Origin of the sequence: Mesorhizobium sp. M0058 (genome assembly GCF_040323095.1) — a bacterium.
Classification (GTDB): domain Bacteria; phylum Pseudomonadota; class Alphaproteobacteria; order Rhizobiales; family Rhizobiaceae; genus Mesorhizobium.
Genome location: NZ_JAMYUQ010000013.1, coordinates 155,603 through 180,853 on the forward strand (window position 1 = coordinate 155,603; position 25,251 = coordinate 180,853).

Genomic DNA, 25,251 nt, shown 5'->3' on the forward strand with positions numbered 1-25,251 from the left:
ACCGTGCCGCCATGTCTCATATTTGTTCTATGCATGTCGTTTATCCCGCACTTTTGGGCGACAGGCATTAAAGTTAGGGCGGCGGTCTTTCGACCACCGCCCGGTCGTATCGACAGTATACGAACTCAGAGCGTCCGGGTCACCATCTCGACGCGGAAGCACTCGATGATGTCGCCGACGCGCATGTCCTCGTAGTTCTGGAAGGCCATGCCGCACTCCTGGCCGCCCGGAACTTCCGCGACTTCATCCTTGAAGCGCTTGAGGGTCTTCAGCGTACCTTCGTGGATGACGACGTTGTCGCGGATCAGGCGCACGCCCGCTCCACGCTCGACCTTGCCTTCGGTGACACGGCAGCCGGCGATCTTGCCGACCTTGGTGATGTCAAAGATCTCGAGGATCTCGGCATTGCCGATGAAGGTCTCGCGGCGTTCCGGCGACAGCAGGCCGGAAAGTGCTGCCTTCACATCGTCGACGAGGTTGTAGATGATCGAGTAGTAGCGGATTTCGATGCCCGCGGCCGCCGCGGCCGCACGTGCCTGCACGTTGGCACGGACGTTGAAGCCGATGATCGCGGCCCCCGAGGTCTCCGCCAGCGACACGTCGCTTTCGGTGATGGCGCCGGCGCCGGCATGAACGATGCGCGCACGCACCTCGTCGGTGCCAAGCTTGTCGAGAGCGGCGTTGATCGCCTCGATCGAACCCTGCACGTCGCCCTTGATGACCAGCGGGAATTCCTTCAACCCGCTCGTCTGCAGCTGCGACATCATCTGTTCGAGCGAGCCGCGCTGGCCGGCATGGCGAGCCACTGCCTTCTCGCGCGCCAGACGCTGGCGATATTCGGTGATCTCACGGGCGCGGGCCTCGTTGTTGACGACAGCGAAGCGGTCGCCGGCTTGCGGCGTGCCTTGCAGGCCGAGCACCTCGACCGGCATTGCCGGCGGCGCCTCCTTGATCTGCTCGCCATGGTCGTTGACCAGCGCGCGCACCCGGCCCCATTCGTTGCCGGCGACGAGGATGTCGCCCGGCATCAAAGTGCCGGTCTGCACCAGTACGGTGGCGACGGGGCCACGGCCCTTGTCGAGCTGGGCTTCGATGACCACGCCCTCGGCGGTACGGTCCGGATTGGCCTTGAGGTCGAGGATTTCGGCCTGCAGCAGGATCGCCTCGAGCAGCTTGTCGAGGTTGGTGCCCTTGGTCGCCGACACTTCGACGTCCAGCACTTCACCGCCCATCGATTCGACGAACACCTCATGGCGCAGCAGTTCCGACCGCACCTTCTGCGGATCGGCATCATGCTTGTCGATCTTGTTGATCGCCACGATGATCGGAACGCCGGCCGCCTTGGCATGGCTGATCGATTCGATGGTCTGCGGCATGACGCTGTCGTCGGCCGCCACCACCAGGATGGCGATGTCGGTCGCCTGAGCGCCGCGGGCGCGCATCGCCGTGAAGGCGGCGTGACCGGGCGTGTCGATGAAGGTGATCTTCTGACCGTTCTTCTCGACCTGGTAGGCGCCGATATGCTGGGTGATGCCGCCGGCTTCGCCGGAGACGACATTGGCATTGCGGATGGCGTCGAGCAGCGAGGTCTTGCCGTGGTCGACATGGCCCATGATGGTCACGACAGGCGGCCGCGATACCAGGTCCTCGGCATTGTCGGCAATGTTGAACAGGCCTTCCTCGATGTCGGACTCGGCGACGCGGCGGACCGTGTGGCCGAATTCGGTGGCGACCAGCTCGGCCGTGTCGGCGTCGATGATGTCGCCCGGCTTCAGGATCTGGCCCTGCTTCATGAAGTACTTAACCACATCGACAGCGCGCTCGGACATGCGCTGCGCCAGTTCCTGGATGGTGATCGTTTCAGGCAGGATCACTTCGCGCATAACCTTCTCGCGCGGCTCATTATGCATCGCGCGCTTGAATTTTTCCTGGCGGCGACGCATCGACGACAGCGAGCGGGCGCGCGCGTCCTCGTCGGAAAGCGCCGTGTTGAGGGTCAGCTTGCCGCGACGACGGTCTTCCTCGGCCTTGGTCGGCTTGGCCGGGCGCGCCACTTCGGGCGTAACCGGACGGCGTACCGGGGCGCCGGCGGCGGTGCGCTTCGGCTTGACCTCTTCCTCGTCGTCCGATGCCACAAGCTCGGCAGCCTGCGGCGCGCGGCGGCGCGCTTCTTCCTCGGCGCGGCGGCGGGACTCGGCCTCGGTCTGCAGGCGGGCTTCTTCCTCGGCCTGACGGCGCGCGGATTCCTCGCGCTCGCGCTTGCGGCGTTCCTCATCCTCGTTGCGGCGCTTGGCCTCTTCGATGGCGCGTTGGCGGTCCTCGACGTCGCGAACCTTGGAGCCTTCGAGCGCCCTGCGGCGCGCTTCCATTTCATTGCGCGACAGTTCGTTCAGCACCATGCCGCCGCGTTCGGCCGGCGGCGGCGGAGGCGGCGCCTTGGGCGCTTCCTGCACGACGGGGGCTGCCACTACCGCGGGCTTGGGCGTAAATACGGGTGCAGCCACCGGCTCCGGCTTGTCGCCGGGCATGGAGAATTTACGCTTCTTGATCTCGACCTGGACCTGCTTGGTGCGGCCATGCGAGAAATTCTGTCGCACGACGCTCTGCTCGGTACCGGGGCGCTTCAGCGTCAAGGTCTTCTTCGGTGTAACACTCAACGTCTTATCGTCGCCCGATTTCGTATCGCTCATTCCATATCCTCTGCAGCATCATCTTCGTCAGCAACGGCCGCAAGCATTGCCAGATCGTCGGGGGTTCCGCCCCGATATCGGTCGAGCGCAACCATGCGCCTCTCAACCGCCTTGCCCGCGTCTCCCGCGAGAACGGCAGCATGTATCACATTTGTACCCCCCAATGCCAAGCTCAACTCGGCCTCGGAGAAAAGTTTGTAGGCAAGGACTGCCGGCCCGCCGAGGTGGACAGTTGCCCGCCGCGCCTGACTGATCTTGCGCACGCCATCGTCGGATGCCTCGGTCGCGTGGAGCACGAAAAGCGCCGACCCCGAGCGCACCGCGCTCTCGACCTTGGTTGCGCCGAGTGCGATCGAGCCAGCCTTGCGGGCAAGGCCAAGCATACCCAAAGCGGATCGTGCAAGCAGTCCGTCGACCATGCCGCCGAGATCGGGCGGCACGACGACCTGCGCCTTGAAGGCGCGGGCAAACAGGTTCTTCGCCGCCGCCTTGTCGATATGTAGGCGGTCGGCGCTCACCCAACAACCACGGCCGGGCAGATTTCTCTTCAGGTCAGGAACGACGGACGAATCCGGGCCGACGACGAAACGGATCAGTTCATCCGGCTCGGCTTGCTTGCGCGTGACGATGCAGGTGCGATCGTTCATCTCGTCCTGGGGCGGGTTGTGTGCGATGCGGTTTCACCTCACGCACCAACGGCTTCGTCAGCCGGGACCTGTTCGGCTGCAAGCTCGTCTTCTGTGATCCAGCCGGCCTTGAGGCGGGCTGCCAGAACCATCTGCTCGGCGTCAGCGCGCGACACGCCGTGATTGGCGAGCACACCCGGGAATACCTTGGTCTCGCCGTCCTTGCGTTCCTTCCAGCCAGTGAGATCGTCGGCGGCATAGCCGGCGAAATCCTCGATCGTCTTCACGCCATCCTCGCCGAGCGTCACCATCATGGCGGTGGTGACGCCAGGGATCTCGCGCAGTTCGTCGGTGACGCCCAGCGCCTTGCGCTTATCGTCATGCTCGGCTTCGATCTTCTCCAGATATTCGCGGGCGCGGGTCTGGATTTCCGAAGCGGTGTCTTCGTCGAAACCGTCGATCGAGGCGATCTCGCCCGAATCGACATAGGCAACTTCCTCGACGCTGGTGAAGCCTTCGGAGGCCAACACCTGGCCGACCATCTCGTCGACATCTAGGGCTTCCATGAACAGCGACGAACGCTCGACGAATTCCTTCTGGCGGCGCTCGGACTCCTCGGCCTCGGTCAGAATGTCGATGTCCCAGCCGGTGAGCTGCGAGGCAAGACGCACGTTCTGGCCGCGACGGCCGATGGCCAGCGACAGCTGGTCGTCGGGAACCACCACTTCAATGCGCTCGGCATCCTCGTCGAGCACGACCTTGGCGACTTCCGCCGGCTGCAGGGCGTTGACGATGAAGGAGGCGGCCGAAGGCGACCACGGAATGATGTCGATCTTTTCGCCCTGCAATTCGCCGACCACGGCCTGGACGCGGCTGCCGCGCATACCGACGCAGGCGCCGACCGGATCGATCGACGAGTCACGCGAAATGACGGCGATCTTGGCGCGCGAGCCTGGGTCGCGGGCGACCGACTTGATCTCGATGATGCCGTCATAGATTTCCGGCACTTCCATGGTGAAGAGCTTGGCCATGAACTGCGGATGGGTGCGCGACAGGAATATCTGCGGGCCGCGCTGTTCGCGGCGCACGTCGTAGACATAGGCGCGGACGCGGTCGCCGTACTTGTAGTTTTCACGCGGGATCAGCTCGTCGCGGCGGATAATCGCCTCGCCACGGCCGAGATCGACGATGACGTTGCCATATTCGACGCGCTTGACGGTGCCGTTGACGATCTCGCCGATGCGGTCCTTGTATTCGTCATACTGGCGGTCGCGCTCGGCCTCGCGCACTTTCTGCACGATGACCTGCTTGGCTGACTGGGCGGCGATGCGGCCGAAATCCATTGGCGGCAGCTGTTCGGCGATGAAGTCGCCAAGCTGGGCGTCTGGATTGCGCTCGCGGGCCGAGGAAATGGCGATCTGGGTGGCGTAGTCGTCGACCTTCTCGACCACTTCCATCAGCCGCTGCAGCTTCATCTCGCCGGTGTTGGCGTTGATGTCGGCGCGGATGTTGGTTTCCTGGCCGTAGCGCGAGCGCGCGGCCTTCTGGATCGCATCAGCCATGGCGGCAATGACGATCGACTTGTCGATCGACTTTTCACGCGCCACCGCGTCGGCGATCTGCAGCAGTTCAAGTCTGTTGGCGCTTACAACCATCTTATTTCTCCCGAGCTTGTTGCCGAGCTTTTAGGCCCGGCCGCTCATCATAGTTCCTGTTCGATTTCGTCTTCCGCGCCGCCTTCAGCACCTTCGGGTGCATCATCAGCTTCGCCGCGGCGTTTCTTGGCTTCCTTGCGTTCCCGGTTGTCCTTCGAAAGGGCATCGCGAATAAGGTCGTCGGTGAGGATCAGCCGCACATCGGCGATCGCGTCATAAGGAATGCGAACCGTCGGCTCTTCGCCGTAGGCGGCCTTGTCGCGCTCGAGCAGCATGTCGTCTTCGCCGGCTTCGGCGATCTTGCCCTTGAAGCGCTTGCGGTCGGCGACCGGCACCGAGGTTTCCATCTTCACCAGATGGCCGGTCCAGGTGACGAAATCCGACTTGCGTACCAGCGGCCGGTCGATGCCCGGCGACGACACTTCGAGATGATAGGCCTTCTCGATCGGGTCATCGACGTCGAGCACCGGCGACACAGCGCGGCTGACCTCTTCGCAATCCTCGACGGTCATGGTGCCGTCCTCGCGTTCGGCCATGATCTGCAGCGTCAGGCCGTTCTGGCCCGACAGATGCACCCGCACGAGGCGGAAGCCAATCCCTCGCAACACCGGCTGAACGATCAGCGCGATGCGCGCATCGATACCGCTTTCGCGGATGATGCGGTCGTCGGCTTCGCTTGCCGTTGCAGTCATGCGGTTCCTGTCGTTCTCTGGATCAGGATGATCGTCGTCCCGAACCATCTCTTTGCTGATGGCTGACCGGCAGGTAATAAAAAAGAGCGGGACCGGGTGGACCCACTCTTCGTCATACCGACCAAGAATTTGAGGCTGATATAGACGATCCCGGCCGGTGTTTCAAGTCTGTTGACGGGCCGGGCAGAGTGCAGCCGGGGACGGCTGGCAGGATTGCGCGCGGCGCATGCCGGCTATGCGGTAACGGCCCTGTGATCCCGGATTTCACATCCCTACAAATCAAAGATGAGCGCGCGGTGGCGCGCGAAAGGTCAAGACAATGAGCAACCGTACCGTGTTTTCCGCCATAGGCGACGCCTTTGCCCTGTTCGGCAGCGCCGTTGCCGCCTCGCGGGCCGTCGAAGCCGGCCGCAAGCCGCGCGCCAACGATCTGCGCCGGCTCGGCATGGACCCGACCGCTTTCGGCAAGATCGGCCGTTTCTGAAGCCAGACCGGCTGTCGATGCGGGACACTTTCCCGCATCGAACTATTTTCTGATGAAGGTGAGATAGGCCGGCCGTCGGCCCTCGCGAATGGCTTTTGCCTCGTAGCGTGTGCCCGGCCAGCCTTCATAGGGCCGATGCCAGTCGGCCCCATCTTGCACCTGCCAGAGGAGCCCGCCATGCGCCCGACAGTGCAACAAGGTCCAGTTCACATAGGTGTCGATGTCGGATGCGAAGCGGAATTTTCCGCCCGGCTTCAGCACGCGCGCGAACCGATCGAGGTTGAGCGGGCTGACAAAACGCCGCTTCCAGTGCTTTTTCTTCGGCCAGGGATCGGGGTAGAGCAGATCGATGCCGTCGAGCGACGCCTGCGGCAACCAATCGAGCAGGCGCGTGGCGTCGTCGTCATAAACGCGAAGATTGGCAAGCGGCTTTTCCCGCACCGCCATCATCAGCTTGGCCATGCCGTTGACGAACGGCTCGACACCGATGAAGCCGGTCGCCGGTGCCTCCGTGGCACGGTGCAGCAGATGCTCACCGCCGCCGAAGCCGATTTCCAGCCGAACCGTTGAAACATCCGCTGAGAATAGCGCGCGCAATTCTGCCGGTGCCTGGACGGAGAGGTCGAGGCCATAGGCCCCAAGACCGCTTTCCAGCGCCGCCGCCTGCTGCGGGCGAATGGTCTTGCCGTGCCGGCGGCCGAAGAACCCTTCGGTCGCCCGGCTCCGCCTGTCCTGTGAATCCATGGCCTGGTCGCGCGCCGCGCTTAGATTGAGATGAGATTTGGGATTGAGATGAGGTTTGGCTGAAATCTCATCTCAATCTAATCCTTTGTTGGAGCATGATCTTTTCCAAAAAACCGGTACCCACTTTTTGGAATCATGCCTAAGCAGCGATCGCGTCCTTGAGCGCCTTGGCCAGATCGGTCTTTTCCCAGGAGAAGGACCCGTCTCGGCCGGCCTTGCGGCCGAAATGGCCGTAGGACGAGGTCTTTGCGTAGATCGGCTTGTTGAGGTCGAGATGCCTGCGGATGCCGGATGGCGACAAATCCATCACCGTGCGCAGCGCTTCCTCGAGCTTGGCCTCGTCGACCTTGCCGGTGCCGTGCAGGTCGACATAGACCGACAGCGGCTGGGCAACGCCGATGGCGTAGGACAGCTGGATGGTGCAGCGGTCGGCGAGCTTGGCCGCCACTACATTTTTGGCGAGATAGCGCGCCGCATAGGCGGCAGAGCGGTCGACCTTGGTGGTGTCCTTGCCGGAGAAGGCGCCGCCGCCGTGCGGGGCAGCACCACCGTAGGTGTCGACGATGATCTTGCGGCCGGTCAGGCCGGCGTCGCCGTCCGGTCCACCGATGACGAACTTGCCCGTCGGGTTGATGTACCACATGCAATCGTCGGCGATCTTGAGGTCGCCGAGCGCCTCACGGATGTAAGGCTCAACGACCTTGCGGACCTTCTTGGAATCCCAGGTCGCGTCGAGATGCTGCGTCGACAGCACGATCTGCGTCGCTTCGGCGGCTTTGCCATCGACATAGCGAACGGTGACCTGGCTCTTGGCGTCGGGTCCGAGCTTGCCGGCTTCGCCGTTGTTTTCGTGACGGGCAGCGGCGAGCAGTTCGAGAATCTTGTGGCTGTAATAGATCGGCGCCGGCATCAGATCCGGGGTCTCGCGGCAGGCATAGCCGAACATGATGCCCTGGTCGCCGGCACCCTCTTCGCCCTGGCGGTCGGCGGCGCTGTCGACGCCCTGGCCGATGTCGGGCGACTGGCCGTGCAGCAGAACCTCGATCTTTGCCGTCTTCCAGTGGAAGCCGGCCTGCTCGTAGCCGATTTCGCGGATCGCCTTGCGGGCGACCGACTTGAACTTGGCCGGGTTGACGACCGAATGCCCGGCGGCGTCCTTGAGGATGTTGCCGGCTTTGTCCCGCTTCAGCAGAGTATCGGGAACCCTTACTTCGCCGGCGATGACGACGCGGTTGGTGGTGGCGAGCGTCTCGCAGGCGACGCGGACTTTCCACGGGTCCATGCCGGTCTTCTTGGCCTCGCGATAGACCAGATCGACGATCTCGTCCGAGATGCGGTCACAGACTTTATCCGGATGACCCTCGGCCACGGATTCCGAGGTGAAGAAGTAGTTCTGCCGCGTCACGGGTGTCCCCTCTTGAAAAAACGATCGGCAGGGCTGCCGATTTTGGCGCGCCACGTGTTAACGGTGCCGGGCGCCGCTCGTCAAGCGGTGCCGCGGTTCTGGCATGAGTGTCGCAGCAATATATCTTGTACCACCGGCGGCTTGGCGCCGCCGGCAGTCGAGCCTCTGGGCTACTCGGGCCCAGGGGATTACTGGGGCCAATGGGTCAATCGACCCACCGAATCACTCGGCATCTTCGGCAGAAAGGGACTTCACAAGGTCGATAATCCGGCGGCGCACCTTTACATCCGCGATCTTGACGAACGCGCGGTTGAGCTGAAGCCCTTCCGGACTGCCGCAGAATTCGACGGCGAAAGCCATCGAAGTGTCCTCGGCAAATCCTCTATTACCCACCGGCTCCTGCCCTGGCGCATCCTCGAAAAAGAAGGCGACAGGCACGCTGAGTATCGAGGCTATTGCCTGCAGACGGCTGGCGCCGACGCGGTTCGTTCCTTTTTCATATTTTTGGATCTGCTGAAACGTAATACCGAGATTTTCACCAAGCTTTTCCTGGCTCATTCCAAGCATATTGCGCCGAAGGCGGACGCGACTTCCGACATGGATGTCGATCGGATTCGGTTTCTTCTTGTTTTCTTCTGTCATTTTTTCCTCGCCGAATTTTTCCGGCCTTTTCTATTTTTCTCGCCCAAACGAAGCCGGAGCCAACTGCCCCAACAGAAACACCAACCGACTTCGAGAAAATTAGGCGGTAACAGTATGAGTTTCTAATGTGTCGACTGTCAATTCACCCGTAGCCGTTGCCTTACGTTCAAGCTGAGGGCGATTGCGGCAAACACCAACATGATCAGCATTCCGTTAATGCGCCGCCCCGCGGCGGAGATGAAGGCTTGGCCGGAGATCGGCACCCGCACGTCAATGGCGCCACGTGCATCGACCGCCAATGCGTCGACGATGCGTCCCCGCGTATCGACAACGGCGGAAATGCCGTTGTTGGCGGCGCGCAACAACGGCAATCCGTTTTCCACCGCGCGAATCTGAGCCTGCCTGAAATGCTGGTACGGTCCGGGCGTGTCGCCGAACCATGCGTCGTTGGTGACGTTTACAATAAGCTGGGATGACGTGGCGTCAACAGCCACCAGATCAGGAAAGATCACCTCGTAGCAAATAAACGGCAAGGCGCTGATGCCGCCGGGCAGAGCGATCGGATGGCGCTCGTTGCCGGCGGCGAAGTTCATCGGCCCGGCGACGAGTTGTCCGATGCCGAAGCGGCTGAGCAGACCGGAAAACGGCAGATACTCGCCGAACGGCACCAGATGGACCTTGTCGACGGCATCAGCGATTTCGCCCTTGTCGTCGATCGCCACCACCGAATTGTAGTAGCGGCTGTCGGAATCCGCCCCCGATCCGCGCTCCTCGCGCACTACGCCGGCAATCAGCATCTGACCAGGCTGCAGCATGTCGCCGAGCGCGGTCAGCGCGTCCGGACGCTCGGTGAACAGGAAGGGTACCGAGGTCTCCGGCCACAGGATCAACTGCGGTTTGTCATGACCGGGATCGGGCGCTGCGACCGACAGGCCCATCATGGTGGCGAAGATGCGGTCGCGCACCGAGGCGTCCCATTTTTCGCTGAGGTCGACATCCGGTTGCACGATGCGGACATCGAGAGTGCGGGTTGCCGGCTTGTCGGGGGTCGCGAGCCTGACATAGCCGAAGCCGGCATGAGCGGCGACGAGAATGGCAAGCAGGACCACACCGAGACGGACATGCCGGCGTGCTGCAAGCAAGGCCGGCATGGCGAAGACAAAGACCGCCAGCGCGTTCATGCCGACCATGCCGGTCACCGACACGCTTTGCATCAACAGCGGCACGGGCATCGCCGCGTAACCGACGGCATTCCAGGGAAAGCCGGTGAACAGGAAGCCGCGCAGCCATTCCGTCAGGCCAAAAGCAAAGGCAAGGGCGGCAACGCGGCCAATATCGTTGGTCCATAACAGCCGCGCGACGACGGTGGCGAAGCCGTAGAAAAATGCCAGCGCCAAAGGAATGCCTACGACCGCGAAGGGTAAGGCCCAGGCGAAACTGTCGGCCTCGACCAGAAGCGCCTCGCCGATCCACCATAGGCCGGCGAGGAAATAGCCGAAGCCGAACCACCAGCCGATGGCAAAAGCCGGCCGCAGGCGCCTGAGCCAGCCGTCGGAAGCCTCGCCGGTGGCGCCGTCGAGGAGCCAGACCAGCAGTGGAAACGAGACGAAACAGACGGCGAAGAAATCGTAAGGCGCCTGGGCGAGCACCGCCAGCGCCCCGGCAAGAAACGCCACCAGCGCGCGCCGCCAGCCCCAAAGCAGAATTATCCGGCCGGCAAGGCGCTCCATACAGACTTCCCAGGTCGCGCGAATCAAGAGCCAAGATTTATCAGATTTATTGAAACGCGAACCGGCCGATCGCTGCGCTATCGGTGCCATCCCTCGATGGGTAGCCCGCTCAGGTGCTCGGCCTCCTCGCGCGGCACGGTGCGCAAGGTCTGGGAGAAGGTCCAGACATGGCCTTCGGGGTCGCGTGCCCGATACTGCCGTTCGCCGTAGAAATGGTCGGCAGGCTCCTCGACGATTTGGGCTCCAGCCGCCATTGCCCGCCCACAATGCACGTCCAGGCCGTCTTTCAGACGCACACAGACCGACTGAGTGTTCTTGCCGCCGACGCTTACCGGACTGGCAATATGATCGGCCCATTCGGAATCGACGATGATGTAGCCGTCGCCAAAGCGCATTTCGGCATGGACCAGCCGTCCGTCGGCATCGCTGACCACCATGCTCGGCTCGAAGCCGAAGGCCGTTTCGAGCCATTTCAATGCGGCTCGCGGGTCCTTGTAGAAGACACCCGAGCCAAAGGTTGAGTGCTTGAAGGGATCGTCGATCGTCATCGGCCGGGCAACGTTCTGTCCTAGGCCTGCTCGGTGCGGGGGGCGGTCACGCGGCGGCGACGCTCGCCCTTCTGGTTCTGGACGATGCGCACCCGCTTGACGCGGCGCGGATCGGCGTCGAGCACGTGGAATTCGAAGCCGGGGATGGCTTGCACAACCTCACCACGCGCCGGCACGCGACCGAGCGTGTTGAAAATCATGCCGCCGATCGTGTCGACATATTCACCATGCTCACCGGCGGTAAAGTCCTCGCCGATCATCTTGGCGACCTCGTCGATCTCGGCCTTGCCGTCGACGACGAACACGCCCTCGCCGGTCTGGGTGATCAGCGGCTCGTCCTCGTCATGCTCGTCCTCGATATCGCCGACGACCATCTCGACGATGTCTTCCAGCGAGGCGAGACCATCGGTGCCGCCATATTCGTCGATGACCAGCGCCATCTGGGTTCGCGTCGTCTGCATATGGCCCATCAGGTCGGAGGCAAGCATCGAGGGCGGCACGAACAGCACCGGGCGGATCAGATTGAGGTCGCCGATGGTGCGGCCGAGATCGACCTGGGCGAGGTCGAGAAGCGTCGTTGCCGGCGTCTTCCTGGATGTTCTGCCCTTCTTGACCCGGGCGACCTTGGTGATGTGGGCCAGCACGTCGCGGATGTGAACCATGCCGCGCGGATCGTCGAGCGTCTCGGAATAGACCGGCATGCGGGAATGGCCGGACTGCTCGAACAGACCGAGCAGATCGCCCAACGTCGTGGTGATCTCGACGGCCTCAATATCGGCGCGCGGCACCATGACGTCCTCGACGCGTACCTCGCGCAGGCGCAATATGTTGTTGAGCATGGCGCGTTCGCCAGGCGAGAAAGACCCGGCATCGCTGGTCGTTTCGGCAAGCGCGCCGGCGATTTCCTCGCGCAGGCTGGTGCCGTTCCGCTGCCTGAAAAGGCCCAAGACGCGGTCGAACAGGGACGGACCGGCAGGCGATGGCTCGCTGGCAATACCACCAGAAGCGAGGCTGCCGGAACTGGGACTCGGACTCGATCCCTCTTCCGTCGTATCGGAAGGCTTTGTCGCACTGCCAGCCTCGGGGCGGGCGGCAGTTTCTGGTTTGTCGTTCATCGTCGTCCGGTCAATTGGTCTTTTGTCATTACGTGTAGGGATCGGGAATGGCAAGCCTTGCGAGCGCTGAGCGCTCGATGGCTTCCATCTCCTCGGCCTCTGCATCGGTCTCATGATCGTAGCCCAGCAAATGCAGCAGGCCGTGGATGACGAGATGGGTGATATGGTTCTCGAAGGGCTTGTCTTCCAGGGCTGCTTCGCGCGCCACCGTCTCGGCGGCCAGCACGATGTCACCCAGCATGGGCGGCAGCTTGCCACCCCTGGGGAACGGAAAAGCAGGGAAAGACAAGACGTTGGTCGCCATGTCCTTGCCGCGCCAGCCGGCATTGAGGGTACGGATATGGGCATCGTCGGAAAAGACGATGCTGAGTTCGGAAGGACCGGCAGCAGCGGTTTCGGCAAAGGCAGCCGACACGGCGCGATTGACCAGACGCGTCAGCGCCGCCTCATCGGGCCAGTCGCCGGCCCCGACCGACATATCGATCTCGACGGGAACCGAACTATCCCCGCCGCCAGGTCTTATGTCTTCAGGCATGAGCCCGCATCGTCACATCAGCTCTCGGCGCCGAGGCCCCGCGCCAGCTTGGCGTCGCGGTCATAGGCCCTGACGATTTCGGCCACCAGCGGGTGGCGCACAACGTCGACATCGTTGAAGCGCACGGTTACCGCGCCGGCCACGCCGTCAAGGACACGCAAGGCTTCGACGAGGCCCGACTTGGTGCTTGGAGGCAGATCGATCTGCGTCGGATCGCCGGTGACGATCATGCGCGAATTCTCGCCGAGGCGGGTCAAAAACATCTTCATCTGCATCGGCGTGGTGTTCTGTGCCTCGTCGAGGATGACGGCGGCATGCGCCAGCGTGCGGCCGCGCATGAAGGCCAGCGGCGCGATTTCGATGACCTCGGCAGCGATAGCACGTTCGACCTTGTCGGCCGGCATCATGTCGTAGAGCGCGTCATAGAGGGGCCGCAGGTACGGATCGACCTTTTCCTTCATATCGCCGGGCAGAAAACCCAGCCGCTCGCCGGCCTCGACCGCCGGCCGTGACAGGATGATGCGCTCGACCATGCCGCGTTCGAGCAGCATCGCCGCATGCGCCACCGCCAGATAGGTCTTGCCGGTGCCGGCCGGGCCAATGCCGAAGACAAGTTCCGAACGCTCCAGTGCCCGCATATAGGCGTCCTGGTTGAGCGAACGGGCATAGATCGTCTTCTTGCGGGTGGAGATCTGGGCGGCCGAAACCTTGCCCTTGCGTTCAAGCGTCGGCAGCGTCAGCTGGTCGTCGGCGGCAATCGCCATGCGCACGGCGCCATCGACGTCGGACTGGCCAATGTCGGTGCCCTTCTGGAGAATGCCGTAGAGATTGTCGAGTGCGCGGCGCGCCTGTTCGGCCGCCGAGGCCGAGCCCTTGATGGTCAACTGGTTGCCGCGCGAGCGGATGTCGACGCCGAGCTTCTGCTCAAGCCGGGCCAAATTCTCGTCGAACTGGCCGTACAGGGCGCTGGCAAGCTTGTTGTTGTCGAAAGTCAGAACGATGTGCGCCATGTCAGAGGCCCCGGATGTCTGGTTCTGGGGCAGAGTCTTCACTTCAGCAGCGCTCAACCGTCTCTCCTCATCTGCCGAGGCCATCAAGCCAACTCGGCGAACAGGCTATTGTAGCCCGTCTTCGTGATTCGCACCCGGATAATGTCACCGATTTCGCCGGCCATTTCATCAACAATAACCGGCTGCAGCCAGGGCGAGCGGCCGACCTTCTGGCCGGCCTGACGGCCGGGCTTCTCGATCAGCGTGTCGATGGTGCTGCCGACCAGGCCCAGGCCGAAATCCTGCTGCTGCTTGAGCAACAATGCCTGCAGCTGTTGCAAACGTTCATCCTTGACCGCTTCCGGCACGTGATCGGGCATATCGGCGCCCGGCGTGCCGGGACGCGGCGAATATTTGAACGAGAAGGCCGAGGCGTAGTTCACCTGGCGCACCAGACCCATCGTGGCCTCGAAATCCGCCTCGGTTTCGCCGGGGAAGCCGACGATGAAGTCACCGGACAGCGCGATGTCGCCGCGTGCAGCGCGGATGCGCTCGAGCAGCGCCAGATAGTCCTTGGCCGTGTGCCTGCGGTTCATCGCCTTGAGGATGCGGTCTGACCCGGATTGCACCGGCAGGTGCAGATAAGGCATCAAAGCCGGGAGATCGCGATGGGCAGCGATCAATTCGTCGTCCATGTCGCGCGGATGGCTGGTGGTGTAGCGCAGCCGCGCCAGGCCAGGAATTTCGGCCAGCCGGAACAGCAGGCGACCAAGACCCCATTCCATGCCATCCTCACCCTTGCCGTGCCATGCATTGACGTTCTGCCCCAGCAGCGTCACCTCGCGCACACCGGCATCGGCCAGCCGCTCGGCTTCGGCGACGATCTGCGCCACCGGCCGCGACACTTCCGAGCCCCTGGTATAGGGCACGACGCAGAAGGTGCAGAATTTGTCGCAGCCTTCCTGTACCGTGAGGAAGGCGGTGACGCCGCGCTTGATCATTTCGGCACGCTTCGGCTTCGGCAGATGCTCGAACTTGTCCTCGATGGCGTATTCTGTCTCGACGATCTTCTCGCCGCCACGCACCCGGGCCAGCACATCGGGCAGCCGGTGATAGGTCTGCGGGCCGATGACCAGATCGACAGCAGGCGAACGGCGGATGATTTCCGCGCCTTCGGCCTGCGCGACGCAACCGGCGACGCCGATCAGCATTTCGCGCCCAACTGCTGCGCGTTCAGCCTTCATGTCGCGGATGCGGCCGAGCTCGGAATAGACCTTTTCCGCCGCCTTCTCCCTGATATGGCAGGTGTTGAGCAGCACCAGGTCGGCGTCGGCGATGACATCGGTCGCGGTGTAGCCGTCGGCGGCCAGCGCATCGGTCATGCGCTGTGAGTCATAGACATTCATCTGGCAGCCATAGGTCTTGACGAAGACCTTTTTGGCCGGGGCGGACGCCGCAGCAGCGCTTTGCGAGGCGCTGTCGGTTTCGTTCCGCTCTATCGTGTTCAAATCCATCCGGCGGCTTCTAACGCCTTTCCGTGACAAAAAACAGACGATTCTCGGGCATCGGCCTGTAGGCGCTCGGCCTGCGCTAGCGGCTCGGTCGGGGATCGGCGAGCGCGGCCTGCATCATGGCGCGCACCTGGCTTTCCATCATCCTCGACGTTTCCTTGCGGTTCGAGCCCTTGGAAAAGGCGATGGGCTCGCCGAAATGCACCTCGACGTCAATGGCGCCTTCGGCCATCAGCACCTTGAGATGCGGCATCAGGTCCTGATCGCCGATCCAGGCAGCGAGCGGCCGGTGGCGACGGCCGAGAGGCACGCCGTGCACCCGCGTGTAGGCAATCGCCAGCGGCTGGATGAAGACCTGCTCGGCCGCGCCTTCCGAAATCGCCATCGAGGCGGCGCCGAACAAGGTGCTCTTGAACGGCAGGATGGTGTTGCCGTCGCCGGTAGAGCCCTCGGCAAACAGCACCATGGCGTCGCCCTTGGCCATGCGGCTGGCGATCTCGCTGGCCTGGTCGCCAGCTGTCCGCTTGCGCTCGCGTTCGATGAAGACCGTACGCTGCAGTTTCGACAGCCAGCCGATCAGCGGCCATCCCTCCATGTCCGCCCGGGCGATGAATGTCACATCGGCAAAGGAGCCGAGCACCATGATGTCGGTCCAGGAGATATGGTTCGAGGCGACCAGCAGCGGGCGCTGGCTGGACAGTGCGCCTTTGACATGGATGCGCAGGCCGAGCGTCCGGACGATGAGGCTGTGCCAGGCCTTCAGAATGACCGTCTCGCGCCAAATTCCGGTCTTCATCGACAGCAGCTGCAAAGGCACAAGGACCAGCGAACCGACGACAACGAGGCTCAGCGCCAGGAAAATCCTGATTTTTCCGATCATGCAGCTTGGCCCTGCCCCAAAACTTTGGCTAGCGAAGATCGCGGCGCATGACAAGCGCGCCGGTAGGACCATGTTCGGTCGAGCGGTAATAATTGGCGCGGTGGCCCACCTGGCGGAAGCCGAGCCGCCGGTAGAGGGCGATGGCAGCGACATTGGTCTCGTCGACCTCAAGGAACAGCGCCTCGGCGCGCTGCGCATGCAATTCGCGCAGCACGGCGTCCATCAATTGCCAGCCGAGCCCCTGGCGGCGATGCGAGCGCGCCACCGCCACGGTCAGAATCTCGCCCTCGCCGGCTGCAAGCCTGGCCAGCACGAAGCCGACCGGCGGCTTGGCGCCCTGGCCGATTTCGCGCGCGGCATAGCCGAACACGGTTTCCTGTTCGAGCAACGCGGCGAACTCGCCATCGGTCCAGGGCCGGACGAAATCCTCGCGATGCAGCACCGACGCTGCCGGGCTGTCGGCGATGGTCAGCGGCTCGAGCGCATAGTCCCTGCGGCGCGGCTGGAGGAAAGGGATGCGCATCACTTTTCCTGCCTCAACAGGATGAACCCGGCCTGCGCCTTGGCATCGGCGCCGCGCAGATAGAGTGGCTTCGGCTTGTCGCCCTCACCTTTTGCAGCGGCGAGCCGGGCGTAGACGGCAATGTCGGCGGTGGCAGCCGTCGGGCCGATATCGAAATCGCGACCGGCCGCGGCTGCGATCTGCACGGCGGCCGTGCCGGCAAGCACCGGACGATTGTCCGCCGCCATTCCCGCGGCTTGGGCAAGTGTGGTCACAGCCGGACCATAGCGCAAAATCGCTTCCGCATCGTAAAACGCGGCATGGATCTCCTCGCGGCCTGCATCGAGAGCGGCCAGGATCGGGCGGCCGGGAAATGCCGCCCTCGCCTCGGCCGCCAGCGCCTCCAGTGTCGTTACCCCGATCGCCGGGATCTTCAGCGCCAGCGCCAGGCCGCGCGCCGCCGAGACGCCCACCCGCAGGCCGGTGAAGGAACCCGGACCGATGGAGACCGCAACGGCGCCAAGGCCGGCATAATCGGTGCCGTCCGCTTTCAACGCTTCGTCAATGACAGCCATCAGGTGTTCGGCGTGGCCTTTGCCGAGATCGAGTACCGAGCGGCCGAGCTCTCTGCCGCCCGATGCGTCATAGACGCAAGCGGCGCAGAGATTGGCGGCACAGTCGATGGCGAGCAGTTTCATGGGCGACCGGTTCGAAAAACAGTCTCCCTCTGCCCGCCACGGCGCGCCGCCGCAAGAGCCAGCGCGTAAATTGTTAAGCGGCTTCGCTTCGGTGCAGGCCGGACGGCTTACGCCGCCGGCGCGATGCGCAGCATGTGGTTGTCCCAGACATAGTCGGGCTCGGAGCGCGTCGCGCCGCTGCCTTCGATGATTTCGCCGGCACCCGTGGTTGCCATGAAGCCCGGGCCGTCGGGCGCCAGGCCGCAGACCTCGACCAGCGCCTTGGTGGCGACGATCTTGCCGCTGGCGGCGTCGATGACGGCCAGCGAATTGCCTTCCGGCGAAGACACCGCGACCGTGCCGGCAATCGGGTTGGCGGCGACCGAGCCGATGTAATTCCGGAAGCCGGATAGCACGTCCTGCGGCATGTCGAGCAGCTGCAGCCCCTTGCCGCGCGTGGCGCGGCCGACCAGCGGTGGCCGCTCGGTGCCCGGCCCGCGGTACTGGCAGCCGAACCAGATGGTGCCTGTGGGGTCGGCATCCATGTGGCGAATCGACAGCTGGTGCAGAGCCGGCGGCAGTTCGTGCTTTTCGATGAGATCGCCGGTTGTGCGATCGACCAGCACATAGGACGGCTTCATGGTGGCGATGTTGAGCTCGGCGCGGCCATAGTCGGGATGGGTCTCGATGCCGCCATTGGCGATGGCGATCGTCCGGCCGTCTCCGAGCAGCAAGAGCTCATGCGGCCCCATGCCATAGGTCGGAAACTCGCCGATGCGGCTGAACTTGGCCCGTGCGTCGTAGATCCCGACGACGCCGGCGGCATTGTCGAAATTGTTTTCGGTGGCGTAAAGCAGCGCGCCGTCGGTGGAAAACACACCGTGGCCGAAGAAATGCCGACCGGTGATGCTGGCGATGGTCAGCGGCGGCTCGCGGCCGGCATGGTCGAAGACCACGGCGAAGGTGCCGGGTTGCCGGGCGAAGACCACGGAGCGCTTCGAGACCGGATCGAAGGTGACGTCGTGGCCACGGTCGGGCAGGTCGATCGCATGCAATACTTTTCCGGCTTCCGACAACACAGCGGCGCCAAAGCTGCCGTCGCGCTTGACGAAGGCGGTGGCAAAGACGGCATCGGCGGCAAGCGTGTCCGCCCAGGCCCGCGGCGCCATTGACGCGACGAAGCCGGCGCCGGCAGCTCTGAGAAAATCGCGGCGGTCCATCAGCGGCGTGCGTGTCGCAACCATTGGTCAGTCCCCGTCCAGTGACGAAAAGCCGGCGGTCAGGCCGAACTCGGCGGTTAGCCGGGTGCCGATCAAGCCCGACAGGCTGGAGGTGATCAGCGCGAAATGTTCGAGTTTTCCGCGCTCCGCGGGATCGGCGAGCGTCTTGTCGATCCGACCCTGGATGGATTTGGCAGTGGCAACGCCATTGATGAGCTGGACATGGATGGATTCCGCCATCCATCTGCTATCCTCGGGCAGCGCGTCGCCGAGCTTCGAGGCCTGGAACAGCGAATCAATGCCGGAGAGGTTGCCGGCTAATGAAAGGCCGGTGTTTTGCGAGCGCCAGTAGATCGCTTGCCTCAGCTTGTCACCCTGCGGTTTGGCGCCGAGAAAACCTTTGAGGCGCACGTCGCGGACCATTTCCAGCTCGTTGATGAAGACGCCGACCAGTTCGGTCACCGCTTCGGTGCCGTCGCGGTAAAGCGCATTGTCGGGTCCAGGATTAGCCCACAAGGCTGCAAAACCGTCCGGTTTTTTCCAGGCCGCGTCGACATCGGCCGCCATGGTCTCGATGTTCTTGGCGACTGCCGCGCCATAGGCGCAGCGATAGGGCTCGTCCTTGCCGACGAGCGTCTCGGCGCCATCGCCGTAAAGCACGAACTCAAGCGCCCCTAATCCCTGCATCGCGACACTCTTGCCCGCCAGCTGCGCCGGATCGGTGGCGGTCGGATCCTTGCCGGCCAGCGCCGCCTGCACCTGCTTCAGGCCGATGCTCTTTCGGTCCGGCCAGTAGAGCATGCGCTCCAGCCGGTTGTTCTCCTTGATTGGCCCGAAGCCGATGATTTCAGCCGACGACCAGGCCGCGACCGTGGCCGAGAATCCGGCATGCGCGGCATCGAGGTTGCCCTGCGACGGCGCCTGGCAGAGCGCGTCCATGGCCTTCGCCAAGGTGCCGGCATGGCCATGCAGGCTGGCATAGGCGGGGCGGACAAATCCGTCGATCGCTCTTTGAATGACATCGGAGGCTTTCACCGAGGCCGATGCCGGGGACGCACCGAACAGAGCCAATGGGAGGAGTAGAACAGGCAAAACCCGCTTGAGCATCAGAATGACTCCAGGAATTTGATGAGAGCATCGCGGTCGGCCGTATTGGCGGCGGCAAAGCGATCGCGCGCCTTCTGCCCCTCGCCGCCATGCCACAGGATCGCTTCGGCAAGCGTGCGCGCACGCCCGTCATGCAGGAAGAAAGCGTTGCCGTTGACGGTCTTTGTCAGGCCGATGCCCCATAGCGGCGGGGTGCGCCATTCACTGCCCGTGGCATCGCCCACCGCCTGGCCGTCGGCAAGGCCAGGCCCCATGTCGTGCAGCAGAAAGTCGGAATAGGGCCAGATCAGTTGGAACGCCTGCGCCTTGTTCCCGCGCATGGTGACGAATTTCGGCGTATGGCAGGCAATGCAGCCCATCTCGTAGAACAGCTTCTTGCCGGCGAGCACGGCGGGTGCGCCGACATCGCGCCGCGCCGGCACCGCAAGGTTCTGTGAATAGAAGGTGACGAGGTCCATCACCGGTGGTGGCGCCTCGACCGGGCCGAGCCGCTTCTGCACGCCATTGGGCATGGCTAAGCAGGCCTCTTCGGCTGCGGTGCAATCGCCCCAGTGGCTGGGCTCTTCCGGCGTCGAAATGCCGATATCGCCGGCAAAGGCGTCCGCCGCCTGCTGGCGGATCGATGCGGTCTGCGCCTTCCAACCGAAGCGGCCAAGCGTCAGTTGCCCGCTGCTGAGGTCACGCACCATGTTGGGCTTGCCGGAAATGCCGTCGCGGTCGTCGGGATCGGCATGGGCAAGGATGTCGGCCGGCGCGATCTGTTCGATCAGGCCAAGGCCGATCATGGGCGGGGTCAGACGTGGCGACAGCGTGGTGCGCGGGTCAAGCGGGCCGTAGCCAAGCCCGTCGAGCGAATAGCTCGGCTTGCGCAGCGAAACGATGCTACCGTCGCCGAGCGTGACCTTTTCCTCGCGATAATCGACATACATGCGGCCTTCGCCCTTGAGGCCGGGCACCGCCAGTTCCTGCAACTGCGCGCCGTAGACCGGATCGGGGAAGTTCAGCACCTTGTGCACGGCAATCTCGGCTTTTTCCTCGGCCGTGCTCGCATCGCGCGCCAGCCGCAGGAACATCGACGTGGTGCGGCGGTCGGCGGCCGGCGGTCGGCCGCGGCCATCCTTCAAATGGCAATTCTGGCAGGCGCGCTCGTTGAACAGCGGTCCGAGACCATCCGAGGCCTGGGTCGACGATGGCGACGACACCCAGTTCTTGCGGAAAAGCGCATTGCCGAGCTTGAAATTGCCCTGTTCCTCGAAGGTGATGTTTTCAGAGGGTTGCGAGAAGGCGTCGCGGTTGACCTGCTTGCGCGACGTGCCGGCGCCGCCTTGCATCGTTTCGAAGGATTCGGGCTTGGAGAAATCCTGGGTTGGCCTGGTAACGGCAAGGACGCGGGACCGGTCCTTCGGCGTCAGGTCGGTGCGGCTCGTGGCGAGGCCGACCGGTTCCGACGATCCGGCCAGGGCCGGGGCCAAAATTGCCGCCAGGGTTACAACCGAAAGCCCGCGAAAGGCCTGATATCGCGGGTTTTTGAGGAGCAGCGGGCCGGCGGCCCGCCGCAAGCGGCGCAGAATATCTAGGGGGCGCCGCATTCCTGCATGGTCCTATTCCGCCTCGTCCGCCGATGCGGCGTTGAGCTGGCCGTATTTTTCCTCACCGATCGAGGCAAGGAGGTCGATCTGCGTCTCGAGGAAGTCGATGTGACCTTCCTCATCCGCCAGCAATTCCTCGAACAGCTTCATCGTCACGTAGTCGCCGGCTTCGTTGCAGATCTCGCGCGAACGCTTGTAGGCGGTGCGTGCGTCATATTCGCCGGCGAGATCGGATTCGAGCACTTCCTTGACGTTCTGGCCGATGCGCAACGGCGCCACGGACTGCAAATTGGGATGCCCTTCGAGGAAGATGATACGGGCCACCAGCCGGTCGGCATGGTGCATCTCCTCGATCGATTCGGCGCGTTCCTTCTTTGCCAGCTTGGCATATCCCCAATCTTCGAGCAGGCGGAAATGCACCCAGTATTGATTGACGGCGCCAAGCTCCAGGAACAGAGCCTCGTTAAGCCGCTCGATGATCTGCGGTTCGCCTTTCATGGATTCTGCTCCCATATTGGACGCGCAGGCCTCTGACGCGATCCAGGTGTGAAACGATGTCCACGCCGCTCGCCTCCGAACGGGCGTGGTAATTTTCGGTGACCCGAATGATCGTTTCGACCACATTTGGGAAGCAGCCGCAACAGCGACCGCGCTTTTGCATCGTGTGATAGACCTTCGCCGGCACGATCAGTTGCCAGGGGTCCTGATCCAGCAGATCGACGATCGTCTGCTCAATCTCCTTTTCGGTGATGATGTTGCAATGGCAGATCAGCATGGATTGGCTCTGGCTGACGGCGCCCCTCCGCGCCGTTTGGCTGGTGGTTGGTTGGGGTGCTACTTGAACACCTTGTCCGGTGCGTCGAGGCTGTCGGACCCCTCGAAGGCTATGTTGTTCAGCTTCAGCGCGCCGACGGCGCGTTCGATCGACTTGGTCTGGTCGACCAGCGCGTCGATTGCCGCCTGCACGGTAGCATTGCCTTCGGTGTTGCCCTCGGCGATCTGCTGGTCATAGGCCTCGCCGGCCACTCCCCGCGCCTTGATCGCCTCCATCTTGGCGACCGAGACGTCGAGCTTGTCGGACAGTTCCTTGTCGATCGCCGGATCGGCCGCCTTGACCATATCGTGCACCGACGGGCCTGAAACGACGGTGCCGTCCAAGCGCGTGTAGCTGGCGAGATAGGCGGCGCGGATGCCGATGGCGTCATAGAGATGCGAGTTGTAGGTATTATCCGAGAAGCAGTCGTGCTCCTCTTCGGGATCGTGCAGCAGCAGGCCGAGTTTCATGCGCTCCCCGGCCAGTTCGCCGTAGGACAGCGAGCCCATGCCGTTGAAGATCACCGAGATAGCGGTGTTCGGCTGGCCATCGACGAGGTTCTTGCGGGCGGCGCCGTCTTCCTTCCAGTTGCCGACCATCTCCTGCAGGTCGGAGACCAGAAGATCGCTGGCCGACTTCAGATACTCGGCCCGGCGATCGCAATTGCCGCCGGTGCAGTTCTTGAGGTCGTAGTCGGTGTACGGACGCTCGCCGGCGCCCGGGCCGGTGCCGTGCAAATCCTGGCCCCAGAGCAGGAATTCGATGGCGTGATAACCGGTGGCGACATTGGCCTCGATGCCGCCGGCCTCCTGCAGCGTGCCGGCGAGGAACTCCGGCGAAAGCTTCGAGGCGTCGACCTTCTTGCCGTCGATCTCGATGTCCTTGTTAGCGATGACATTGGCGGTGTAGAGCGCGTTGGCGTCGGACTCGGTGCCGTAGCTCTTGGCGACGTAGTCGATCAGGCCTTCGTCGAGCGGCCAGGAGTTCACCTTGCCTTCCCAGTCGTCGACGATCTTGTTGCCGAAGCGGTAGACCTCGGTCTGCTGGTAGGGCACGCGCGACGCCTTCCAGGCATCGCGGGCGGCATTCAGCGTGTCCGCCGACGGGTTGGCAAGCAGCGCGTCGACAGCCTTGTCGAGCGCCTGCGCCGTGGTCAGCGAATCCTCGTACTTGGCCAGCGCGATGTCGGAATAGGTCTTGATGACCGCCTTGGCATCGATCTCCGCCGCCTTGGCCGGCAGGATGAAAACCGCCGCCGTCAACATAGCCGTGGCACCGATCGCAGCCAGTCTGCCGCCATATCGCGCTGTCATCATCAGTCTCCAGTTCAAAGGGGATTCGGTAAAAGGCGCGCGTGCCAAACGGTGCCGGGACATAGGCATGCCGTAGGACACCACAGATGCCGCGCCGCTCTGCGGCTCACGGGAGAAAGACACCAAATGCCTCCAATCGAACGGGTTCAAGGCCCAAACATCAAAGGGATGCGCTGACGCGCGAGCCTCCATAAAACGATGGCGAGGCCGGAAGTCAACTGGTGAACCCTAGAAAATTCAATTGAAACAACAGTTTAGAATTATTCTAAACTAGCACTATCAACTTTAAATCGTAGCCAGCAGCCAAGGTGAGAGACGCCGCGATTGACAAGCGACCGTTCCGGGTGCGACCCGGACCGGGGCTCTTGCGACGGCGGCAGACAATCGCCATCTGGCGGAACGGCTCACAATCAAAGCATGATGTCGTCCGAAAACCGCTTCACACTTTTCGGCATCATGCTCCAGATTTGAAACAGGAATTCGGGTTGCGATGAAGAACGGGGTCGTCATTGTCGGTGCGGGTCATGCGGGCGTGCAAGCGGCCGCCAGCCTGCGCGAGGAAGGCTATGACGGGCCTGTCATACTGATCGGCGACGAAACCGATCTGCCCTATCACAAGCCGCCGCTGTCGAAGACCTTCATCAAGGACGCCGATGCCAAGCCGCAACCCTTGCGCGGCGAGGCCTTTTACACCGGCAGCGCCATCGACTTCAGGCCGGGCGTCCGAATCGACAGCATCGATACGGCAGGCCGCAAGCTGGACATAGCGGGCGGCGGCGTGCTGCCGTTCGACCGGCTCATCCTGGCCACCGGTTCGCGGCCGCGGCTTCTGCCGCTGCCGGGCGCCGACCTCTCGGGCGTGCTGTCGCTGCGCTCGATCGCCGATGCGCGGCTGATCCGCGCGCTCAGCGCCCAAAGCGAAGACGTGGTCATCCTCGGCGGCGGCTTCATCGGGCTGGAGATCGCGGCAACGCTGAGGGCCGCCGGCCGCAACGTCACCCTGGTCGAGGCTGTCGACCGGCTGCTTGGCCGCGCCGTGGCGCCGGTGGTGGCGAGCCATGTCCGCCAACGGCTGGAGGCGATCGGCGTGCGTATCCTCACCGGCACCACCATTGCCAGGCTGGAAGGGGAAAACCGCCATGTCTGCGCTGCCATCACCTCCACCGGCGAAAGGCTGCCCGCGCGCATGGTCATCGTCGGCATCGGCGCCGTGCCGAATGTCGAACTTGCGCAGGCTGCCGGACTGACTGTCGCCAATGGCATCCGCGTCGACCAACAGATGCGCACCTCAGTGCCTGATATTCTGGCCATCGGCGACGCCGCTTCCTACCGCCACTGGTCGACCGGCGGCGACGTGCGGCTGGAATCGGTGCAGAACGCCACCGACCAGGCGCGGCTTGCCGCACGCACGATCACCGGCCATACGGACGCCTATGCGGCGGTGCCGTGGTTCTGGTCTGACATCGGCGACATGAAACTGCAGATGGTCGGGCTGACCTCGGGCGGCGACAGCCATGTCGTGCTGGGCGACCTCGCTGAGAACAAGTTCTCGATCTACCACTATGCTGGAAGCCGGCTGCTCGGCATCGAATCCGTCAACAGGCCGGGCGACCATATGCTGGGCCGCAAGATGCTCGGGGCCGGGTTTTCGCCGATGGCGCAGACGATTGCTGAGGGACCTGACGGGCTGAAGGCTGCACTGGCAGCGTTCCAGCAGGATGAGCCGGCACGGGCTGCGGGCTAGACGCACTTACCCTCCCCCTTGTGGGGAGGGTCGCTGCGA

The 25,251-nt window shown here is 63.5% G+C and carries 24 protein-coding genes; 2 read left to right on the forward strand and 22 right to left on the reverse strand.

The window, feature by feature from the left end:
- Positions 1-125 precede the first annotated feature (125 nt).
- The 4 genes from infB to rimP are packed head-to-tail and all read right to left on the reverse strand — an operon-like array spanning position 126 to position 5,663.
- Complete coding sequence (gene infB, locus NKJ75_RS23030; protein WP_023726861.1) at positions 126-2,690, reverse strand: translation initiation factor IF-2; 2,565 nt, start codon at positions 2,688-2,690, stop codon at positions 126-128.
- Positions 2,687-3,337 (reverse strand): RNA-binding protein, encoded by a 651-nt coding sequence (locus NKJ75_RS23035; RefSeq protein WP_023826823.1) that lies wholly within the window; start codon positions 3,335-3,337, stop codon positions 2,687-2,689. Before NKJ75_RS23035 ends, infB begins: the two co-directional genes overlap by 4 nt.
- A 38-nt stretch (positions 3,338-3,375) precedes the next feature.
- Entirely contained in the window at positions 3,376-4,971 is a 1,596-nt protein-coding gene (nusA, locus tag NKJ75_RS23040) for a transcription termination factor NusA (RefSeq protein ID WP_023669555.1), read from the reverse strand.
- 47 nt (positions 4,972-5,018) lie between these two features.
- Entirely contained in the window at positions 5,019-5,663 is a 645-nt protein-coding gene (rimP, locus tag NKJ75_RS23045; RefSeq protein ID WP_352500247.1) for a ribosome maturation factor RimP, read from the reverse strand.
- A gap of 319 nt (positions 5,664-5,982) precedes the next feature.
- On the opposite strand from rimP, the gene NKJ75_RS23050 reads away from it, so the two are divergent.
- Entirely contained in the window at positions 5,983-6,147 is a 165-nt protein-coding gene (locus tag NKJ75_RS23050; RefSeq protein ID WP_023669553.1) for a hypothetical protein, read from the forward strand.
- Between the two features lie 42 nt (positions 6,148-6,189).
- Here the strand turns inward: NKJ75_RS23050 and trmB are convergent, their stop codons facing one another.
- The 18 genes from trmB to NKJ75_RS23140 all read right to left on the reverse strand — a co-directional run bounded on the left by trmB (position 6,190) and on the right by NKJ75_RS23140 (position 23,468).
- Positions 6,190-6,891 carry a tRNA (guanine(46)-N(7))-methyltransferase TrmB gene (gene trmB / locus NKJ75_RS23055; protein ID WP_352500248.1) on the reverse strand — a complete coding sequence of 234 codons (702 nt, stop codon included), beginning with the start codon at positions 6,889-6,891 and terminating at the stop codon, positions 6,190-6,192.
- A 139-nt stretch (positions 6,892-7,030) separates the two neighbouring features.
- The gene (gene metK, locus NKJ75_RS23060; RefSeq protein ID WP_023826825.1) at positions 7,031-8,296 is read right to left on the reverse strand and encodes a methionine adenosyltransferase; all 1,266 of its coding nucleotides are present in this window, start codon (positions 8,294-8,296) and stop codon (positions 7,031-7,033) included.
- 222 nt (positions 8,297-8,518) lie between these two features.
- Positions 8,519-8,938 carry a helix-turn-helix domain-containing protein gene (locus NKJ75_RS23065; RefSeq protein WP_023669550.1) on the reverse strand — a complete coding sequence of 140 codons (420 nt, stop codon included), beginning with the start codon at positions 8,936-8,938 and terminating at the stop codon, positions 8,519-8,521.
- 137 nt (positions 8,939-9,075) lie between these two features.
- A complete protein-coding gene (lnt, locus tag NKJ75_RS23070; RefSeq protein ID WP_023831940.1) occupies positions 9,076-10,668 on the reverse strand; it encodes an apolipoprotein N-acyltransferase in 1,593 nt (530 codons plus the stop codon).
- A gap of 77 nt (positions 10,669-10,745) precedes the next feature.
- Positions 10,746-11,216: a VOC family protein gene (locus tag NKJ75_RS23075; RefSeq protein ID WP_023831939.1), complete on the reverse strand. Its 471-nt coding sequence runs from the start codon at positions 11,214-11,216 to the stop codon at positions 10,746-10,748.
- Between the two features lie 20 nt (positions 11,217-11,236).
- Positions 11,237-12,331: a hemolysin family protein gene (locus NKJ75_RS23080; RefSeq protein WP_023826828.1), complete on the reverse strand. Its 1,095-nt coding sequence runs from the start codon at positions 12,329-12,331 to the stop codon at positions 11,237-11,239.
- A gap of 28 nt (positions 12,332-12,359) precedes the next feature.
- Positions 12,360-12,866, reverse strand: coding sequence for an rRNA maturation RNase YbeY (ybeY, locus tag NKJ75_RS23085; protein WP_352500249.1), 507 nt, complete (start codon positions 12,864-12,866; stop codon positions 12,360-12,362).
- A 17-nt stretch (positions 12,867-12,883) separates the two neighbouring features.
- The gene (locus NKJ75_RS23090) at positions 12,884-13,876 is read right to left on the reverse strand and encodes a PhoH family protein (RefSeq protein ID WP_027049340.1); all 993 of its coding nucleotides are present in this window, start codon (positions 13,874-13,876) and stop codon (positions 12,884-12,886) included.
- An 83-nt stretch (positions 13,877-13,959) separates the two neighbouring features.
- A complete protein-coding gene (miaB, locus tag NKJ75_RS23095) occupies positions 13,960-15,369 on the reverse strand; it encodes a tRNA (N6-isopentenyl adenosine(37)-C2)-methylthiotransferase MiaB (protein ID WP_023751930.1) in 1,410 nt (469 codons plus the stop codon).
- Positions 15,370-15,445: 76 nt separating this feature from the next.
- Entirely contained in the window at positions 15,446-16,246 is an 801-nt protein-coding gene (gene olsA, locus NKJ75_RS23100; RefSeq protein ID WP_352500250.1) for a lyso-ornithine lipid O-acyltransferase, read from the reverse strand.
- Positions 16,247-16,274: 28 nt separating this feature from the next.
- Positions 16,275-16,769: a ribosomal protein S18-alanine N-acetyltransferase gene (rimI, locus tag NKJ75_RS23105; RefSeq protein WP_023669542.1), complete on the reverse strand. Its 495-nt coding sequence runs from the start codon at positions 16,767-16,769 to the stop codon at positions 16,275-16,277.
- Positions 16,769-17,446 carry a tRNA (adenosine(37)-N6)-threonylcarbamoyltransferase complex dimerization subunit type 1 TsaB gene (tsaB, locus tag NKJ75_RS23110; RefSeq protein WP_023682015.1) on the reverse strand — a complete coding sequence of 226 codons (678 nt, stop codon included), beginning with the start codon at positions 17,444-17,446 and terminating at the stop codon, positions 16,769-16,771. The genes rimI and tsaB overlap by 1 nt, the downstream gene beginning before the upstream one ends.
- Before the next feature lie 107 nt (positions 17,447-17,553).
- Positions 17,554-18,669: a DUF1513 domain-containing protein gene (locus NKJ75_RS23115; RefSeq protein ID WP_023699452.1), complete on the reverse strand. Its 1,116-nt coding sequence runs from the start codon at positions 18,667-18,669 to the stop codon at positions 17,554-17,556.
- A gap of 3 nt (positions 18,670-18,672) precedes the next feature.
- Positions 18,673-19,752: an imelysin family protein gene (locus NKJ75_RS23120; RefSeq protein ID WP_023751929.1), complete on the reverse strand. Its 1,080-nt coding sequence runs from the start codon at positions 19,750-19,752 to the stop codon at positions 18,673-18,675.
- Entirely contained in the window at positions 19,752-21,341 is a 1,590-nt protein-coding gene (locus tag NKJ75_RS23125) for a di-heme oxidoreductase family protein (RefSeq protein WP_023751928.1), read from the reverse strand. Before NKJ75_RS23125 ends, NKJ75_RS23120 begins: the two co-directional genes overlap by 1 nt.
- A 12-nt stretch (positions 21,342-21,353) precedes the next feature.
- On the reverse strand, positions 21,354-21,839 hold the full coding sequence (gene bfr / locus NKJ75_RS23130) for a bacterioferritin (RefSeq protein WP_352500251.1): 486 nt from the start codon (positions 21,837-21,839) through the stop codon (positions 21,354-21,356).
- Positions 21,805-22,116 carry a (2Fe-2S)-binding protein gene (locus tag NKJ75_RS23135; protein ID WP_023751927.1) on the reverse strand — a complete coding sequence of 104 codons (312 nt, stop codon included), beginning with the start codon at positions 22,114-22,116 and terminating at the stop codon, positions 21,805-21,807. The genes bfr and NKJ75_RS23135 overlap by 35 nt, the downstream gene beginning before the upstream one ends.
- A gap of 59 nt (positions 22,117-22,175) precedes the next feature.
- Entirely contained in the window at positions 22,176-23,468 is a 1,293-nt protein-coding gene (locus NKJ75_RS23140) for an imelysin family protein (protein ID WP_352459202.1), read from the reverse strand.
- A 490-nt stretch (positions 23,469-23,958) separates the two neighbouring features.
- Between NKJ75_RS23140 and NKJ75_RS23145 the strand changes: the two genes are divergently transcribed.
- Positions 23,959-25,212, forward strand: coding sequence for an NAD(P)/FAD-dependent oxidoreductase (locus NKJ75_RS23145; RefSeq protein ID WP_023696740.1), 1,254 nt, complete (start codon positions 23,959-23,961; stop codon positions 25,210-25,212).
- Positions 25,213-25,251 lie beyond the last annotated feature (39 nt).

Bases quoted from the DNA above. Each gene is read 5' to 3' on its own strand.
- infB (WP_023726861.1), bottom strand. From the start codon at position 2,690: ATGAGCGATACGAAATCGGGCGACGATAAGACGTTGAGTGTTACACCG.
- NKJ75_RS23035 (WP_023826823.1), bottom strand. From the start codon at position 3,337: ATGAACGATCGCACCTGCATCGTCACGCGCAAGCAAGCCGAGCCGGAT.
- nusA (WP_023669555.1), bottom strand. From the start codon at position 4,971: ATGGTTGTAAGCGCCAACAGACTTGAACTGCTGCAGATCGCCGACGCG.
- rimP (WP_352500247.1), bottom strand. From the start codon at position 5,663: ATGACTGCAACGGCAAGCGAAGCCGACGACCGCATCATCCGCGAAAGC.
- NKJ75_RS23050 (WP_023669553.1), top strand. From the start codon at position 5,983: ATGAGCAACCGTACCGTGTTTTCCGCCATAGGCGACGCCTTTGCCCTG.
- trmB (WP_352500248.1), bottom strand. From the start codon at position 6,891: ATGGATTCACAGGACAGGCGGAGCCGGGCGACCGAAGGGTTCTTCGGC.
- NKJ75_RS23065 (WP_023669550.1), bottom strand. From the start codon at position 8,938: ATGACAGAAGAAAACAAGAAGAAACCGAATCCGATCGACATCCATGTC.
- lnt (WP_023831940.1), bottom strand. From the start codon at position 10,668: ATGGAGCGCCTTGCCGGCCGGATAATTCTGCTTTGGGGCTGGCGGCGC.
- NKJ75_RS23075 (WP_023831939.1), bottom strand. From the start codon at position 11,216: ATGACGATCGACGATCCCTTCAAGCACTCAACCTTTGGCTCGGGTGTC.
- NKJ75_RS23080 (WP_023826828.1), bottom strand. From the start codon at position 12,331: ATGAACGACAAACCAGAAACTGCCGCCCGCCCCGAGGCTGGCAGTGCG.
- ybeY (WP_352500249.1), bottom strand. From the start codon at position 12,866: ATGCCTGAAGACATAAGACCTGGCGGCGGGGATAGTTCGGTTCCCGTC.
- NKJ75_RS23090 (WP_027049340.1), bottom strand. From the start codon at position 13,876: ATGGCGCACATCGTTCTGACTTTCGACAACAACAAGCTTGCCAGCGCC.
- miaB (WP_023751930.1), bottom strand. From the start codon at position 15,369: ATGGATTTGAACACGATAGAGCGGAACGAAACCGACAGCGCCTCGCAA.
- olsA (WP_352500250.1), bottom strand. From the start codon at position 16,246: ATGATCGGAAAAATCAGGATTTTCCTGGCGCTGAGCCTCGTTGTCGTC.
- rimI (WP_023669542.1), bottom strand. From the start codon at position 16,769: ATGCGCATCCCTTTCCTCCAGCCGCGCCGCAGGGACTATGCGCTCGAG.
- tsaB (WP_023682015.1), bottom strand. From the start codon at position 17,446: ATGAAACTGCTCGCCATCGACTGTGCCGCCAATCTCTGCGCCGCTTGC.
- NKJ75_RS23115 (WP_023699452.1), bottom strand. From the start codon at position 18,669: ATGGTTGCGACACGCACGCCGCTGATGGACCGCCGCGATTTTCTCAGA.
- NKJ75_RS23120 (WP_023751929.1), bottom strand. From the start codon at position 19,752: ATGCTCAAGCGGGTTTTGCCTGTTCTACTCCTCCCATTGGCTCTGTTC.
- NKJ75_RS23125 (WP_023751928.1), bottom strand. From the start codon at position 21,341: ATGCGGCGCCCCCTAGATATTCTGCGCCGCTTGCGGCGGGCCGCCGGC.
- bfr (WP_352500251.1), bottom strand. From the start codon at position 21,839: ATGAAAGGCGAACCGCAGATCATCGAGCGGCTTAACGAGGCTCTGTTC.
- NKJ75_RS23135 (WP_023751927.1), bottom strand. From the start codon at position 22,116: ATGCTGATCTGCCATTGCAACATCATCACCGAAAAGGAGATTGAGCAG.
- NKJ75_RS23140 (WP_352459202.1), bottom strand. From the start codon at position 23,468: ATGACAGCGCGATATGGCGGCAGACTGGCTGCGATCGGTGCCACGGCT.
- NKJ75_RS23145 (WP_023696740.1), top strand. From the start codon at position 23,959: ATGAAGAACGGGGTCGTCATTGTCGGTGCGGGTCATGCGGGCGTGCAA.